This window comes from Chitinophagales bacterium (assembly GCA_016787225.1).
Lineage (GTDB): Bacteria > Bacteroidota > Bacteroidia > Chitinophagales > JADJOU01 > CHPMRC01.
Window position 1 is genome coordinate 18,998 of sequence record JAEUUY010000033.1, and the last position, 16,035, is coordinate 35,032.

The following is a 16,035-nucleotide window of genomic DNA, read 5'->3' on the forward strand; positions in this document are numbered from 1 at the left end:
AATGGGTTGGACCATTTTAAAACCGCTATTGGTATAAGAGATTATAAGCATTAGCCAATAAATTTTTGCCTTAATTCGCCTATAGTAGCCGCTTCGCTTATTGTATACTTTCCGAACATTTCATTACCCTCCTTAATGACTTTGCATGTAGCATGTACCTCGTTTAGTTCTGAAAATAATTGAACATTACCCGACGTAATACCACTTCCTGCCATCACAGAGATTTTATCCTTATATTTTCTATTCATATTAAGAATAGTATCCACTCCTTCTATAGCTGTAGTTTTACCTCCACTAGTAAGTACTCGTTCGAATCCCAGCTCAATAATCGACCTTATTGACTTATCTAAGTCCATAGTTATATCGACAGCTCTATGAAATGTCGCAGATTTGTTATTCCATAATTTGAGAAGTTCCTTACACTTGTCTGTATCTATATGTTTATTTTCATCTAGTACTCCGAAAACAATGCCATCTACTTTTAATTGCTTACAAATTTCAATATCATTCTGCATTATGTCCAACTCATCCCGATTATAAACAAAGCCTCCCGCTCTTGGCCTTATCATTACATATATTGGAATACTTGATACTTCCTTCGATTTTTTAATCATGCCATAAGAAGGAGTGCAGCCTCCGTTAGGCAAATTTTCAAACAACTCTATTCGGGAAGCTCCTCCATTATTTGCAGCTATGACGGAGTCCAAATTACAGCAAGCTATTTCTAACTTTTTCATGCCATAATTTTCCTATACTGAGATACCCCCAATCTATCTGCACCAGCATTTATCATTTCTTGAGCCTTTTCTCTATCTGAAATTCCTCCTGCCGCCTTTATGTTTATTTCAGGAATAAGCACCTCTCGAAACAATTTGACGTCTTCCACTTTAGCACTTCCATAAACACCAGTTGAAGTTTTAACATAGTTTGGCTTAAGTTCATTTGCTATTTCCAGAAGCTTCAGTTTTTGATCCTGCATCAATTCAGATGATTCTATGATCCATTTAGAAATCACGTTACTAGTTTTACAGATATTCACCCAGGCTGCTGTCTCTTCTTGTATTTTTTCATAATCATTGTCTGCCAAATAACCTCTATGCACGACATAGTCGATTTCATCAGCACCACAATGGATGGCATCCTTCAATTCAAACAACTTAGATGCTATCGATTGGTAGCCCGCAGGGAATCCTACTACAGTAGCTACTTTGACATTTGATTTTTTTAATTCTTCCTTGCAAATCGCTATCATAAAAGGCGGAACACATACAGCTGGAAAATTAAATAGCATTGCATCTTGACATAGCGCTAAAAATTCATTCCTCTTGGCTTCTGGCTTTAATATGGTAGCATCAAGGTAGTTATTCATTAGCATTTGTCGAAATTAATTTATAAGTAGTCTTTCCCAATATTGAAAGAAATTTTCGTGTAACTTTTTGATTCTTATCAAAATCAAATTCGCTTCGAAAATGTACAACCTTATTGTTCTCTAAAACTCCTTTTCCCCATGATTTTATATAATAATTTTCCACTGAAACAGCCTCGACTTCGTTTTCTCCCCAAATATTGAAAACATAGTATCCATCTTTAATAGGACAGATAAAGTCCTTGCAAAGTTTCGCCATAAAAGATTGATTGTACTGATTTATATGGATATCTTGCATGATTTCTTCATCTACATATATTTGCTTTTTCAATACTTGTAGCTGGGCTATTTCTGGGCTATGATTGAATTTGTCCTTTAATTTTTCAGCACTGCGAAATGATGAACTATAAATAATCGGAGCGATGTTTTCAATATCTATATTCTTTGAACGACTTATAGTCAAATAGTTTAGACTCTTCTCATCTTTTTTTATATAAATTGCGAAGGTATCATTCTGGGCTTTAAATGGTTTATTATATCGAGGTCGCTGAAATTGAATGTCATTTATCATCTTTAATTCTGACTTGAACAAATCATCCATAAAGTCTAGGGTCAAACTTCTGGTATTATCCAATAGCCGTTTGTAGAAAAAATCATTGTGCTGAGCACCGGATACTACCTCGTAAATTTTCTTTTGAAAGTTTTTTGATATATCAATATAAATAATTTCATCCTTATCATTATGAAAATATATAATCCCTGAGGAATGGTCTAAAGGCTTATTATCTTTTATGACCCAATGTTCTGGTAGCTCGACAATATGGTTCTGCTCTTTGATTTCAGCATGCAAAAAATCAAAATCTGCTTGTTCCAGTATTTTGTGCAGGAGGTGAGTCGTTGCTCGTGCATCATCTAATGCCCTATGAGCATTCATGAGGGGTATCTCTAAATACTCCGTAATATTACTTAAGCTATACGAGCTCAATCCTTGAAAAACCTTTTTGGCTGACTTTACTGTGCAAAGTCTTTTTCCATCTAGTGGTTTGCCGATTTCTAAAAATTGACGTTTAAGAATGCCGAAGTCAAAATCTACATTATGCGCTACAAAAATCTTATCCTTGAGAAGTTCTTGAATAGTATCTGCTAAATCGTCAAATCTTGGTTCATTGGCGACCATTTCATTAGTGATATTGGTCAATTTAGTTACGTACCAATCTATCCTTTTTTCTGGATTAACTAAAGTTTGGTATTCACTTAAAATTTGTTTCCCATCAGAAATCACAATCCCGATTTCTGTAATTTTCGTATCTATAGGTTTACCACCAGTGGTTTCTACATCAACTACAGCAAAAAGTCTCTTCTCAATATTATTCAAGCTCTACCTCTATAACATTTTTCAATAAATCCTCCATATCTTCTCTCTTTCTAATCAAGGAATGTTTTTTACCTGAAATTAATACCTCGGCAGGCTTGAAGCGCGCATTATAATTGCTACTCATTTCAAAGCAATAAGCTCCCGCATTATGAAATGCTAGTATGTCTCCTTCATTTACCTCGGTTAACATCCGGTCCCAGGCAAACGTATCTGTTTCGCATAAGTTACCTACAATTGTGTATATCCTTTCTGTACCATTAGGATTAGAAATATTTTCTATTCTATGATAGGATCCATAGAGCATAGGCCTAATCAGATGATTGAATCCCGAATCTACTCCTACAAAGACAGTAGCAGGAGTAGGTTTTATTACATTAGCTTTTACTAAAAACGTACCTGCTTCACTCACTAAATATTTACCTGGCTCAAACCATATCTCTACCTTACAGTTTCTTTCATTTTGAAATTCCTCAATAGGACCGGTGATAATTTCTCTCAATTTTTTTACATCCGTTTCTTTTTCGTCTTCTTTATATGGCACCTTAAAACCGCTACCTAAATCCAAAATCTTCAGATTTGGAAACTCTCTAGCTATGTCTAGCATAACCTCTAATCCTTGTAAAAACACCTGCATATCTTTTATCTCACTGCCCGTATGCATGTGAATTCCTTCAACATTTATATTTAAAGTTTTGACAACTCGTAGCACATGTCTCAATTGATGGATAGAAATGCCAAATTTGCTGTCTATATGCCCAGTTGAGATATTATAATTTCCTCCCGCCATAATATGTGGGTTGAAACGAACTATGACTGGATATCGATCTTGAAAATAATTTCCAAATTGTTCTAGAATACTTATGTTATCAATATTTATGTGTACTCCCAAATCCACGGCCTCTTTAATCTCATCAAAGGCAACACAATTAGGAGTAAAGATTATATTTCCAGATTCAAATCCTGCCTTTAATCCAAGCTTGACTTCATTGATTGAAACAGTATCTAGTCCGCACCCCGTATTTTTTATTACTTTTAAAATATTTATATTCCCTAAAGCTTTGCATGCATAAAAAAATCTAACATCTCTTCCATGAAAAGCAGTTGTCAATTTATGATATCGCTCTTCTATTTTTTTTTGATCATAGACATATAGCGGGGTGCCGTACTCGGTTGCTAAACTTTTTAACACTTCAATATTCATCGAATTATACTTTAGTTTTTAATTACTTTTAAGGTGAATTCACATGTTGAATCAGAGCTAGAAAACTTAGGGTCAAGTTTTACAACAGCTCTATAACTAGTTTGCTTTTTATTCTGTTGCACACATGAATCTGTCTGACATACTAGTTTATAGTCTCTTACCTTAACCACATTTGAAGAATCTTTTTTCACAGTAGAAATCACCTCCTTATAAATGAATAAAGATGCATTGGGTAGGCTGGCATCGAGTTTCCAAGTTATACGCTGATTCGTATCCGATTTTAGGTTATATGTTTTTTCTATTTCATTATTGAGCACTCCTTGATAGGTTTCGCCTTGTTTTCCTGCCTCTGCTTCTAGTCTGGCGACATCTTCAATCGAAAGCTGCTCAACTTTCACTTCTTGACTACCATCTTCTTTCGCTATTACTAAATCATCTATAGGACCTTTTTCCTTATCCTCGCAAGAAGTAAATAAAACAATACCTATCAAAACTATTAGTTTATTCATATGACCGAATTTTTTAAATCAATTGATATATCGCATCAAGATTCCGACCATATTCATTATAGTCCAATCCGTATCCAACTATAAATTTGTTTTCTATTTCAAATCCTAGATAATCTATGTGAAACTTTTTTTGAAAAGCCTCTTTCTTAAAAATTAATGAAGCGATTTTAACCGAACGAGGCTCATAAGATTTGAGATACTCTAGAAAATGAGCCAAGGTATGACCTGTATCCACAATATCTTCAACAATGATAATATCTCTTCCTTTGATATCACAAGTCAAGCCTAATACTTCGCGGACCTTTTCGGTGGTCGCTAGTCCTTCATAAGATTTTAATCGAACAAATTCTATGTTACAAGGAATAGAAACTTTCTTCAACAAATCACTCGCAAAAATAAATGAACCATTCAACACACAAATGAAAAGGGGACTTTTGCCATTATAGTCTCTATCGATTGCTATAGCTATTTCTGACACTTTTTCATCTAGCTTTACTGCTGATATATATGGCCGAAATTTTAAGTCTAAAATTTGAATAAATTCACTACTCACTCTAGCTCATGGGGTTTAAACTGACATTGTAGATGCGATAAGAATTCACATCGCGCTCATAATAAAACTTATCGAGCACTTCATAGAGATTTTTAGCTCTAAAATAAGATGTGTGTAGGTTTTGCTCGCCTATCTTTATCCATTGTAGCGTATAAGAATCTTCCTTCTGATAATGCTTTTGAATGTATTCTAATGCCTTGCTGGCTGCTTCTATTTTATCTAAAGCCTTGACCGTATGAAATAAAAATGACTGCGAGTGCCTAGAGTTAAAGGTGATAATATCCAATTGGGTGACCTCATTGATATTCTTGTATGAAAACACTAAGTGGTCGCTATTCAAACCTAATATTTCGCCTACTTTAGCCTCTATCTGCTCTAAGGTCATGGTAGTCTATTAAATACTAGTAATGATTTCATCTACAATACCATACTCCAATGCCTCTTTAGCATCCATCCAGTAATCTCTATCAAAATCTTTCAATATTTTCTCTACGGACTGACCACAATTCTCAGCTAAAATTTCAGCTAAAATTCTTCTCGTTTTAACGATTTGTTTTGCTGTAATTTCCAACTCAATAGCTTGTCCTTGGACTCCACCTATGGACGGCTGATGTATCATTACTCTTCCGTTCGGAAATATTTTTCGCTTGCCTTTGACTCCTTGACTGAGCAACATAGATCCCATAGAAGCAGCCAAACCCATACAGATAGTATGCACAGGAGACGATATCATTTTCATTACATCTAATAAGGAAAGTCCTGCTGTGACTGAGCCTCCTGGACTACTAATAAATAGTTCAATATCTTTTCCTGGATCCAAAGCATCTAAAAGCAATACCTGATTGATAGCTTTCTCCATAGATTTATCATCAACCACCCCCCATAGAAAAACTCTCCTTTTCTTTAAAAAGGTTTCTTCCATTTTCTTTGAAAGTCCATTGTCTTCCTTTTCCTTTTCTTTATCCTCTTTTTCTTCTTCGTTGTAAAAAATCATCACTTATATTTAATATATTGCAAATTTAACTATGCAGAGCATTCATGTCTGTTATTTTTTGTTAGTTGATTTCTTTTGATTATTCTTCTATCCAATTTAAAGCTTCGCGGATGATATCCTCATTCTTTACTCTAATATCTGGCTCTAATCTATCTTTATATACTCTACCATTACGGTCTGCACACCAGGCTACTGCCAATGCCAGTATTGAACCATTGGATAATTTAAAACGTTTATTTGCGGTCACTAGTCCAGAACTGGGCTGTCCTAATAGTTTTACATTATTTTTCCCTATGAGAGAAATAGCGGTCATTTCGGCAGCACTTCCTGTCTTACTATCTATCAATACTGCAATTTTTAAATCTAGAGTTTTACATTTATAAGGTCTTACTCTATTGATAGGCATTTTGTTTTCCTGAAAAATAGCGTACCACGATGTTTTTGTGTTTTTTTTAATAAAGTAACCCAGGGAGTCTAACTCAATAAAAGGTAAAATACACGCTATCATAGGATACATATTGCCTCCGCCATTTCCTCTCAAATCTACTATCAAACCTTTTATGTTTGATTTTGTATCATATTTTTCTATCTGTCTTAATGCTGAGTCTAGATAACGGTATTGGTCTAAATCATTGTTTTGAGTATAACTAGGTATTATGAGCTGTACGATACCCTTTTTTACTTCTATCAAGTGAGGTACTTTTAACGAATCACTCATTTTTAATCTTTCCATTTCCCTTTTTCTGCTTCTCCATGATGAATGATTATCACCATATTTTCTTAGCTCATTGATTATTCTAAGTATAATAACCCTACCAGAATCTTTAGGATACGAGGACACTAAAAATTCTATTTCTTTTCTAAATGGTGTCCATTTAATAGAGTCCGATACTATAGAATGATTTTGAATTATATTTAGTATTTCGCTATAAAACGCTTGATTTCTTATAGAATCTAGGTTTTGCGAATTCAAACTCACAAAATAAAACATCGACAATAGAATACACCAATGCCTTAATTTCATAGGTTATTAATTATTGCAATTTTACCAATCGTTTTGCCATCTTCCAATAAGTTGTGTGCTTCTACTAATTGACTCTTTTGATAATTGACTCCATGAATATGAGGAAATACTCCTTGCTGATAGAGTTTATAAACTTCTTGCATACATCGCTCGACTACCTCAGGTTTGCTATCGGCTATGGCTAGCATGTTAATGCCTATCATCGATTTACTGGGCATCAAGAATTTTGCGGGGGAAAATAGTGTTGTCGCAAAACTTAATAACTCGGGTATAAGTCCAAAAATGTTTTTGGGACCACTCAATTTTGATACGCCGAAAATGACATACTTCCCACCGCTATTAAGAGCCTTAAAGCCCTGTTTTATATTTCTACCACCGGCTACACTATCGAAAATAAAGTCGATTTTCTTATAGGATCCGAAATCTCGGATTTTTTGATAAATATCTTCTGTTTTATAGTTAATAGTATGCTGTACGCCAATAGATTTAAGAAAATTCAGTTTCTCAGAACTACCAGCCACGGCTATAATATTGCATTTTTTCCAAAGGGCTATTTGCACTATACCTAATCCGACACCCCCTGCAGCTGCATGGACGAGGATAGTATCACCCTCTCTTAAATTGATAGACTCCATAGTGGCGCAATATGCCGTTGATAACTGAGTAGCCATAGCCAATTGTTGATATGCAGGAATCTGAGGATCAATCTTAATACAGGCTCTTTCATCTGTAATAGCATAGTCTGCATATCCTCCAAATCGGGTCAAGGCTACCACATGGTCTCCCTTTGCAAATTTAGAAATTCCACTTCCTACTTCTTCGACCCATCCACATACATCATAGCCCAAGACACAAGGCATGGGTGGCATATCCGGGTATAAACCTAGTCGCGCCATCACATCAGCATAATTTAAACCGAAAGCAGAAACTTTTATTAATACTTCATTCAATTTAGGTTGAGGTCTTGCTACCTCTCGCCATTCAAAGGCTTTTGCAGCCTTGCCTTTTTTGATTAAATATGCAGCTTGCATTTTTATTTATTTAATTTTTGAATAATAATATCCGCCACTCGCTTCGAGGCATTTTTTTGTCCAAGCTTTGACTTTAGTTCTCGATAATTACTGACTAACTCCTGCTTATAAGTTTCATCTTCTAATTTACGAATTTCACGTAACAAATTTTCTTTACTTAAATCATCCTGGATGAGTTCTTTGACGATTTCTCTTCCAAAAATTAAATTGACAAGAGAAATAAAAGGCACCTTGATTAATCGCTTACCAATTTCATAATTTAATAGCCCACTCTTATAACATACAATCTGGGGAACCTCTGCGAGGGCGGTTTGCAGAGTGGCTGTTCCCGAAGATACCATTGCTATATCTGAATTATTTATTACTTTTTCACTGTCATCAAAAACCAATTCAATATCCTTATTTCCAATTATCTTTCTATAGAAATCCTTCCCTAAATGACTCATAGCGGCTACCAGAAATTTGTAGCCCAATAATTCACTTTGCACACTCAACATAACCGGAAGAATATGCTCCACTTCCTGTTTCCTGCTTCCCGGTAACAAAGCGATTTGGCTCTTGTCTTTTAACTTTCTACTTTCAACTTTTGACTGTAAAAGAGGATGCCCCACAAACTCAGTCTTTACGCCTCTCTTTTGAAAAAACTCTTCTTCAAATGGCAAAATAACAAGGAGTTCATCGATATACTTCGCCATTTTTTTTACTCTATTTTCTTTCCAAGCCCAGGCCTGAGGGGCAATATAATAGATAACCACAAAGCCATTCTTCTTTAACCATGGGAGTAATCTAAGATTGAAACCCGGATAATCTATCAATACAACAATCTTAGGGTTAACTTCCAAAATTTGTTTCTTAACTAATCCAAAGTTTCGGATTATTGTGGGTAAATTTCGAATAACCTCATAAAAACCCATAAACGCGAGCTCACGATAATGCTTGAGAATATGGGCACCAGCAGCTTGCATTTTACCGCCTCCCCAAGCAGAGATTTTTAGCGAGGGGTTTTGAGTCAATAATTCTTTGACTAGATTCGAGCCATGCAAATCGCCTGATGCCTCGCCAGAAATGATAAATAAATGGTTTTGGTCTCGCACGGAATTCACAGAAATCGGAGAATTTTTAATTAATGACACGAATAATAGACTCTTTATCTTTAAGAATTTCTGCGTTAAAATTAACTAGAAATCCTATTTTCTTTTCAGCTAATCGCAAATATGTAAGCAATTGCTTTTTATGTACATTTTTTAAGGATTCTACAGACTTTATCTCTAATACAATTTTGTTTTCTACCAGTATATCTATCCTAAATCCCAAGCCTAATTCATTATTCTTATATAAAACGGGAAGGTCAATCTGAGAATCGACCACTAAGCCCAATGTCTTTAATTCAAAGATCAAAGCAGCTTCATAAACACTTTCAAACAATCCTGTACCGAGTTCTTTATGAACTTCAAAACAAGCTCCTCTTATCAAATAAGTCAATTCATTTACATCCATATAACATTTTTCTATTGCTCTCGCTGAAAGCACGGAATACACAGAATTTCCTCCTATCAAACTTTCCGTGTCTTCTGTGTTTTCCGTGAGAAATAATTAAACATTTGCGAGAAAACCCACCTGCGTCAATGCAACCAATCCAGCTGTCTCCACTCGCAATACATTCTTAGACAAAGATACCTCTTTTAAACCTAAATCTCGAATGACTCTAAACTCTTCCTCGGAAAAATCACCTTCAGGACCTATTACAATCGTCGCATAATCTGTTTTAGGAAAATCTGAAATCTTTTTCACAGCACCTATCGAAGCCACAAAAGTGTTTTCTAAACAAGTTGTTATCCATTTTTCAAACTTGATTGCCTCTTCTAATAATGGAAAATGAAAGACTTGCGCCTGTTTACATGCTGACTGGATGATTTTATTCCATCGCTCAATATTGACCTTGTTTCGCTCTGTTCTCTGAAAGATGATAGGAGTGATTTTCCCCACTCCTATTTCACAAGCCTTTTCTAAAAACCACTCAAATCGATCATTAGATTTCGTAGGAGAAATGGCTATATGCAACTCAGAGGCTCTTTGATTGGTTTTTATTTTCTCAATAAATTTCAACTGAGTTTTCTTTGGATGAGCGACTAAAATTTCACATATTAGTTTAGAGCCCTTCCCATCAATAATATGAATTTTATCACCAACTTGATGTCGAAGTACAGAAACAGAGTGTTTGCTCTCTTCTTCGCTGAGAAAGAAAGGTTCGGTTTGAGACCAAGAGTGAGAATAGAAGAGTTGCATGGCTATATACTAAAAACTAACAACTCGAAACTAAAAATTAAAACCCTATCCTCACTCCTTTGCCGCTTTCCAAGAAATCATCTTTCGTTGGATCCAGGTCTTTCACGTCGTCCATAGTGATGGTCGCCCTAATTTTATCTGTACGCTTTTCTGCAGGCATTTCTGCTAAGCGAAGATTTTGTACCTTAACTACCTTCTCTACCAACTTTCTTATCGCGCGACCGTTACCGAAATATTTCGACTTCTGACGGACGAGTTGTTTTAAATAATCCAACATAAATTCGTTGGCTTTTTTATCGAGTTTCAATTCTTCATTTGCCAACATATTAAAGAAAATAGTTTGCAATTCTTCGGCACTATAATCTTCAAAATCAAATTTTCTGTCGAAGCGTGAACGCAATCCTGGATTGCTCTCCAAGAAGTTCATCATTCTATCGGTATATCCTGCCACGATAACAATAAACTCACCGCGCTGATCCTCCATTCGCTTCAACAAGGTGTCTATAGCCTCATTTCCAAAATCACCCCCGTGTCCAGATGTCAAGGAGTAGGCTTCATCGATAAACAAGACGCTGCCTTTGGCTTTGTCTATCATTTCTGTGGTCTTAATAGCAGTCTGACCCACGAAGGCTCCGACGAGTTTTTCTCTGTCACATTCTATCAAATCTCCTCTTTCTATTATCCCAATGGCTTTGAAAATTCTTGCTAGAATTCTGGCGACCGTCGTTTTCCCTGTTCCTGGATTTCCTAAAAAAACAGAATGCAGAGGAAATTTATTCAAAACATCTTTGCCTTCTTCTTGATAGTATCTTACGAGTGTTATCAATTCATTGACTTCTTTCTTGACATTCGTCAAACCCACTAAGGCATTGAGTTCTGCTAAACTATCTTTTAAGAGTTCTTCATCTACCGGTATATGCGGTTTCTTCTTTTTGTTTTCTTCAAAGACCTCTTTGATGTCCGCTTCTGTGATTTCGGCAAATACTTCGGCAGGCAATTCCTTGACATTTTCATTTTTCATCAATCGAATACCCATATTCATTTTGGACTCATTGACCACAGACATGACCATACGGGCGTTTCCGAATGAATTGGTGCGCGAACGATAGGCATCGACCAACTTTTTAGAAAGCAAAGCCTTAGCTTCTGGCAATAAATTTAATTTATGTTTATTGTATTCTAATAAGGCGATTTCCTCCAATTCTTGCGGAGTATAATCTTGGAAATAGTAATAGTGTGAAAATCTAGATTTCAAGCCAGGATTAGAGTCCAAAAATACTTCCATTTCCTTAGGGTAACCAGCTACGAAAACTGCCAAATCTCCTTTGCCATCACTCATTTCTTTGAGCAATATTTCGATGACCTCCCGACCAAAATCTTTGGAATCTTCACCAGAGCGATAAAGCGCATAAGCCTCGTCAATAAATAAAATACCACCACGAGCAGCATCTATAGCTTCTTTTACTTTAGGTGCCGTTTGACCTATATATTCCGCTACTAAATCTGCTCTATCCACTTCGTGAATATGCCCTTTGGATAAAAATCCTAATTTATGAAATATCTTTCCCAATAATCGTGCTACAGTAGTTTTACCAGTTCCTGGATTTCCTAAAAAGGCCGAATGAATTGATATTCCAGAGTTGTCATCATAACCTTTCTCCTTGCGAATAACTAAGAAATTAAGGTATTGTACATAGTCTTTCACTTCCTGTTTGATATTCTCCAGCCCTGTCAAACTATCTAATTCTTGAATCAATTCATCTAAGGTCTTGGCATCGACCTCCTCTTCTACACTCATAGGGAGCATGCCCATGTTATTAAACATTTCACTGCCTATAGTGATTAAGTTTGATTCCCCTTCTGTGTATTTATCGCCCATTTTAAATGGTATCACCGCGATAAGGGTATCCATAAATACCACTTCTACAGTATAATTATCCTCAAACCATGAACCCTTGACATCGCTTCCCCAGCCTGTTTCGAAGAGGTAACTCTCACCTCTAGGTATGCGTGCCATGCGCACTGAGCTTCCTTTTAATTGTCGTGCATCGTTATAAAAATTGAAGGTCATTTCACACATCCAATCTTTATCTAGCAAATTTTCTATCTCACATTCTACCCATACAAAACGAGTTTCTTTATAATCAAACTCCATCAAATATTTTCGCTCGGAAATATTCAAGTTGCTATCGGGGCCTTCGTACAAAGCCGCATCAGAAATGAAAAAATATTTATTTTCATAGGTAGTGACCAGTCCTACATCATAGACATAGAAATATGTAGTAGCCACTAATTCATCATCGATATAAGCTTCCCAGCAGTACTCGCCTTCTTTCCAATAACTTCCTGGCATTTCTTGTCCCCAACCTTCGCGCACAAATACAATATTGTCTTCTGCTTTTACTATACGTGTCGCATGTATATTGCACAACTCTATGCGTGCAGTCTTAGTTGAAAATGCTTTTAAGTTGATTCGTGCAGTCCATTCTCCTTCATCAAATCGTTTATTGAAAAACGCTAGTTCGGCATAGATATGTCTGACTTCATTGCTATCAAATACATGCCTATACTTTTTAGACTCGTAGAGCCATTCATTCGAAGTATAAACCTTAAGGCTTTTATATTTATAGTTATCGGACATATATTTTTATTCATTCAAATACTATGCGAATATATACTATTTTTCAATGCAGAAGTTTTTTTTTGATTTTGTTTGGATTCCTTAACGAAGTGCGCTATTTTTGTTTCGCATATTTGAGTTTATAGATAGTTTGTTTTGCTAACGCAATATTGAATTTCATTAGTAATTATTAATTGTTAATTATTAATTATTAATCAGTTAGTTGTTTAAATTTGCTTTTAATAGACTTTCACATGAACCAGTTAATTGAAAATATCGTAGCACTCGGACCGGTTTGGGCTGCATTTTTTGCTACCAGTTTTACGTGGCTACTAACTGCGAGTGGAGCTGCTATTGTATTTATTTTTAAGGATCTGTCTAGAAAAACACTCGATGGCATGTTGGGCTTTACAGGTGGTGTCATGGTAGCCGCCAGTTTTTGGTCTTTGTTAGCTCCGGCTATTGAGATGAGTCCCGGTGAAGGATTCTCTAAGGCTTTTCCTGCAGCTTTTGGTTTTTTCTTGGGGGCTATTTTTTTGTTTGCTTTGGATAAATTGCTTCCTCACCTTCATATTAATTTTCAAGACGAACAAGCAGAAGGAGTAAAGACAGGCTGGCATAGAACCACACTACTCGTATTGGCTATCACACTGCATAACATTCCCGAAGGACTTGCCGTAGGAGTGCTTTTCGGGGGTGCAGCTGCGGGCATAGAAGGCGCAACCTATGGCGGAGCTATAGCCTTAGCTATAGGTATTGGTATTCAAAACTTTCCAGAAGGAATCGCAGTCAGTATGCCACTTAGACGACAAGGATTAAGTCGATTCAAATCCTTCTGGTATGGGCAGATGTCTGCTATCGTCGAACCTGTGGCTGGGGTGATAGGCGCTTTGCTCGTTTTACAAATTCAACCCATATTGCCCTATGCACTTGCCTTCGCTGCCGGTGCTATGATTTATGTAGTGGTAGAAGAGGTGATTCCAGAAACGCAACAAGATAATTATACCGATATAGCCACACTCGGTTTTATAGCTGGGTTTATTGTCATGATGTTGCTGGATGTAGGGTTGGGGTAATGTTTAGTTGTAAATTTTAAGTGATAAGTTTTAAGTTGTTGTTGCTAGAAACTAATCACCGTTGTCTGACCACAAACTACTGACGACTCCGACTGAGAACTACCCTCTGCGACTACTTCAATAGTACCCTTGCCATCTCCGCCATAGCGCTACTACCTATAACCAAGGCATCTTCATCAATATCAAATTTCGGATTATGAACGGAAATCGTAGTCCCCTTCGATGTATTTCCTGTGCCTAAGCGGAAAAAACTTGCCGCACAATGATGTCCATAAAATGAAAAATCCTCTGCCCCCATACGGATAGGCATTTCTACAACATTCTCTATACCTATTAATTTGGCTGCTAAATCAGAAATCTTAGTTGTCAATTCCACGTCATTATTCACAAATGGAACACCAAGCGGGATATCCACGACACACTCTCCACCAAAACTTTTCACTATCCCCTGTGCAATATCCTTAATTTTTTGTTGAATTTCTTTTCTCCAAGCTTCATCAAAGGTGCGAAGCGTGCCTTTGAGTTCTACTTTTTCTGGGATAATATTCGTGGCACCAAATCCATGAATATCGCCAAAAGTCAATACAGTAGGCGTTTTAGGATCTGCGTAGCGACTGACTAGATTTTGTAGTGCTAGAATAATATGCGCCGAAATCACTACGGGATCTATACACAAGTGTGGTGAAGCGCCATGTCCTCCCTTACCCAAAATCGTCATATATATTTCATCGGCCGATGCCATAAATGGACCCGTCCGAAACCCAAGTTTCCCGACCTCTAATTCTGGAGTCACATGGAGACCAATAATGGATTCGACTGAGTTTAGTACACCTGCTTTAATAAATGCCTCTGCACCAGATGGCTGTTTTTCCTCGGAGGGTTGAAAAATTAATTTTATGCTACCCTGCCATTTATCTTTGTTTTCCATAAGATATTTGGCCGCTCCTAATAAGCAAGTGGTATGAACATCGTGACCACATGCGTGCATCACGCCTTCATTTTTACTTTTATATTCACAGGTATTTTGTTCTGAAATAGGCAGTGCATCGATATCGGCTCTCAAGGCTATGGTTTTACCCTTTCCGCTAGTTATAGTAGCCACAAGTCCAGTAGACAATGGCTTTTCTATACTGGTAATTCCCATTTTCTCTAATTCAGACTGAATAAACTGGGTAGTCTGAACCTCTTCCCAAGACAACTCAGGATGGCTGTGCATATGGTGTCTCCATCGCAGGAGTTCTTGGTGGTAGGAATAGGTAGGGTAGGTGCTTAAGTTCATATAACAAAGGTAATTATAATTATGAATTTTTATTTTTTAATTTTTAATAGTTTACTGGGAATTGTTTCAGAGAGTTACACAAAGTTTTGGCACAACTTATACCGATGCTCCAGAAGAGTTACACGAAGATTTTTAAATTCTCATAGAAATCTCAGACCTGTCTGTCCACCTCCGGAGGAATACACAGTACCATACTTTTGTAACTTTGCGCAATTACTTTGTGATACAACTAGACCTATTCAAAATTAAAATTCAACGTTTGCTGGGGGTTGTTTCACGAAGGTACACAGAGGTGACACGGAGTTACACGAAGTTTTTTGATATCTCACAGAATTCACGGAATACGAAGAAATATAATTTGTGTGGCTTTGTGCTTACCCTTCGTGGAACTTTGTGATACAACTAGACCTATTCAAAATTAAAATTCAACGTTTGCTAGGTGTTGTTTCACGAAGGTACACAGAGGTGACACGGAGTTACACGAAGTTTTTTGATATCTCACAGAATTCACGGAATATGAAGAAATATACTTTGTGTGGCTTTGTGCTTACCCTTCTTGGAACTTTGTGATACTACTAAACCTATTCAACATTAAACCTTAATCATTAATCATTTCCTCTAGGCTTCAATCCCAAAACTTTTCACTTTAAACTTTTCACTTTTCACTCTTAAGTTCCTCCCATCGCTCACGCACCCACTGTTTTTCACTGAAATAGGGCGA

The 16,035-nt window shown here is 36.5% G+C and carries 16 protein-coding genes; 1 reads left to right on the forward strand and 15 read right to left on the reverse strand.

Features of this window, described 5'->3' with window-relative positions:
* Nucleotides 1–50: 50 nt before the first annotated feature.
* From JNL75_12535 to JNL75_12600, 14 genes are all read right to left on the reverse strand, one after another.
* A complete protein-coding gene (locus JNL75_12535; protein MBL7790648.1) occupies nucleotides 51–737 on the reverse strand; it encodes a copper homeostasis protein CutC in 687 nt (228 codons plus the stop codon).
* Nucleotides 734–1,369: a deoxyribose-phosphate aldolase gene (deoC, locus tag JNL75_12540; GenBank protein ID MBL7790649.1), complete on the reverse strand. Its 636-nt coding sequence runs from the start codon at nucleotides 1,367–1,369 to the stop codon at nucleotides 734–736. Before deoC ends, JNL75_12535 begins: the two co-directional genes overlap by 4 nt.
* A complete protein-coding gene (locus JNL75_12545; protein MBL7790650.1) occupies nucleotides 1,362–2,741 on the reverse strand; it encodes a 3'-5' exoribonuclease in 1,380 nt (459 codons plus the stop codon). The genes deoC and JNL75_12545 overlap by 8 nt, the downstream gene beginning before the upstream one ends.
* Complete coding sequence (lysA, locus tag JNL75_12550) at nucleotides 2,734–3,942, reverse strand: diaminopimelate decarboxylase (GenBank protein ID MBL7790651.1); 1,209 nt, start codon at nucleotides 3,940–3,942, stop codon at nucleotides 2,734–2,736. Before lysA ends, JNL75_12545 begins: the two co-directional genes overlap by 8 nt.
* Nucleotides 3,943–3,953: 11 nt before the next feature.
* Nucleotides 3,954–4,451, reverse strand: a complete 498-nt coding sequence (locus JNL75_12555; GenBank protein MBL7790652.1) for a hypothetical protein — start codon at nucleotides 4,449–4,451, stop codon at nucleotides 3,954–3,956.
* Nucleotides 4,452–4,464: 13 nt separating this feature from the next.
* Nucleotides 4,465–4,989 (reverse strand): hypoxanthine phosphoribosyltransferase, encoded by a 525-nt coding sequence (gene hpt, locus JNL75_12560; GenBank protein ID MBL7790653.1) that lies wholly within the window; start codon nucleotides 4,987–4,989, stop codon nucleotides 4,465–4,467.
* 16 nt (nucleotides 4,990–5,005) lie between these two features.
* The gene (locus tag JNL75_12565; protein MBL7790654.1) at nucleotides 5,006–5,389 is read right to left on the reverse strand and encodes a hypothetical protein; all 384 of its coding nucleotides are present in this window, start codon (nucleotides 5,387–5,389) and stop codon (nucleotides 5,006–5,008) included.
* A gap of 9 nt (nucleotides 5,390–5,398) precedes the next feature.
* Nucleotides 5,399–5,998 (reverse strand): ATP-dependent Clp protease proteolytic subunit, encoded by a 600-nt coding sequence (locus tag JNL75_12570; protein MBL7790655.1) that lies wholly within the window; start codon nucleotides 5,996–5,998, stop codon nucleotides 5,399–5,401.
* A gap of 79 nt (nucleotides 5,999–6,077) precedes the next feature.
* Nucleotides 6,078–7,022 (reverse strand): S41 family peptidase, encoded by a 945-nt coding sequence (locus JNL75_12575; protein MBL7790656.1) that lies wholly within the window; start codon nucleotides 7,020–7,022, stop codon nucleotides 6,078–6,080.
* The gene (locus JNL75_12580; protein ID MBL7790657.1) at nucleotides 7,019–8,053 is read right to left on the reverse strand and encodes a zinc-binding dehydrogenase; all 1,035 of its coding nucleotides are present in this window, start codon (nucleotides 8,051–8,053) and stop codon (nucleotides 7,019–7,021) included. The genes JNL75_12575 and JNL75_12580 overlap by 4 nt, the downstream gene beginning before the upstream one ends.
* A 2-nt stretch (nucleotides 8,054–8,055) precedes the next feature.
* Nucleotides 8,056–9,147: a lipid-A-disaccharide synthase gene (lpxB, locus tag JNL75_12585; protein ID MBL7790658.1), complete on the reverse strand. Its 1,092-nt coding sequence runs from the start codon at nucleotides 9,145–9,147 to the stop codon at nucleotides 8,056–8,058.
* A gap of 25 nt (nucleotides 9,148–9,172) precedes the next feature.
* Nucleotides 9,173–9,550 carry a GxxExxY protein gene (locus tag JNL75_12590; GenBank protein ID MBL7790659.1) on the reverse strand — a complete coding sequence of 126 codons (378 nt, stop codon included), beginning with the start codon at nucleotides 9,548–9,550 and terminating at the stop codon, nucleotides 9,173–9,175.
* 96 nt (nucleotides 9,551–9,646) lie between these two features.
* Complete coding sequence (locus JNL75_12595) at nucleotides 9,647–10,339, reverse strand: 16S rRNA (uracil(1498)-N(3))-methyltransferase (GenBank protein ID MBL7790660.1); 693 nt, start codon at nucleotides 10,337–10,339, stop codon at nucleotides 9,647–9,649.
* A gap of 37 nt (nucleotides 10,340–10,376) precedes the next feature.
* Complete coding sequence (locus JNL75_12600; protein MBL7790661.1) at nucleotides 10,377–12,980, reverse strand: AAA family ATPase; 2,604 nt, start codon at nucleotides 12,978–12,980, stop codon at nucleotides 10,377–10,379.
* Nucleotides 12,981–13,213: 233 nt separating this feature from the next.
* Between JNL75_12600 and JNL75_12605 the strand changes: the two genes are divergently transcribed.
* Nucleotides 13,214–14,035, forward strand: coding sequence for a ZIP family metal transporter (locus tag JNL75_12605; GenBank protein ID MBL7790662.1), 822 nt, complete (start codon nucleotides 13,214–13,216; stop codon nucleotides 14,033–14,035).
* Nucleotides 14,036–14,147: 112 nt separating this feature from the next.
* Here JNL75_12605 and JNL75_12610 read toward each other — a convergent pair whose 3' ends face one another.
* Nucleotides 14,148–15,314 carry an amidohydrolase gene (locus JNL75_12610; GenBank protein ID MBL7790663.1) on the reverse strand — a complete coding sequence of 389 codons (1,167 nt, stop codon included), beginning with the start codon at nucleotides 15,312–15,314 and terminating at the stop codon, nucleotides 14,148–14,150.
* Nucleotides 15,315–16,035 lie beyond the last annotated feature (721 nt).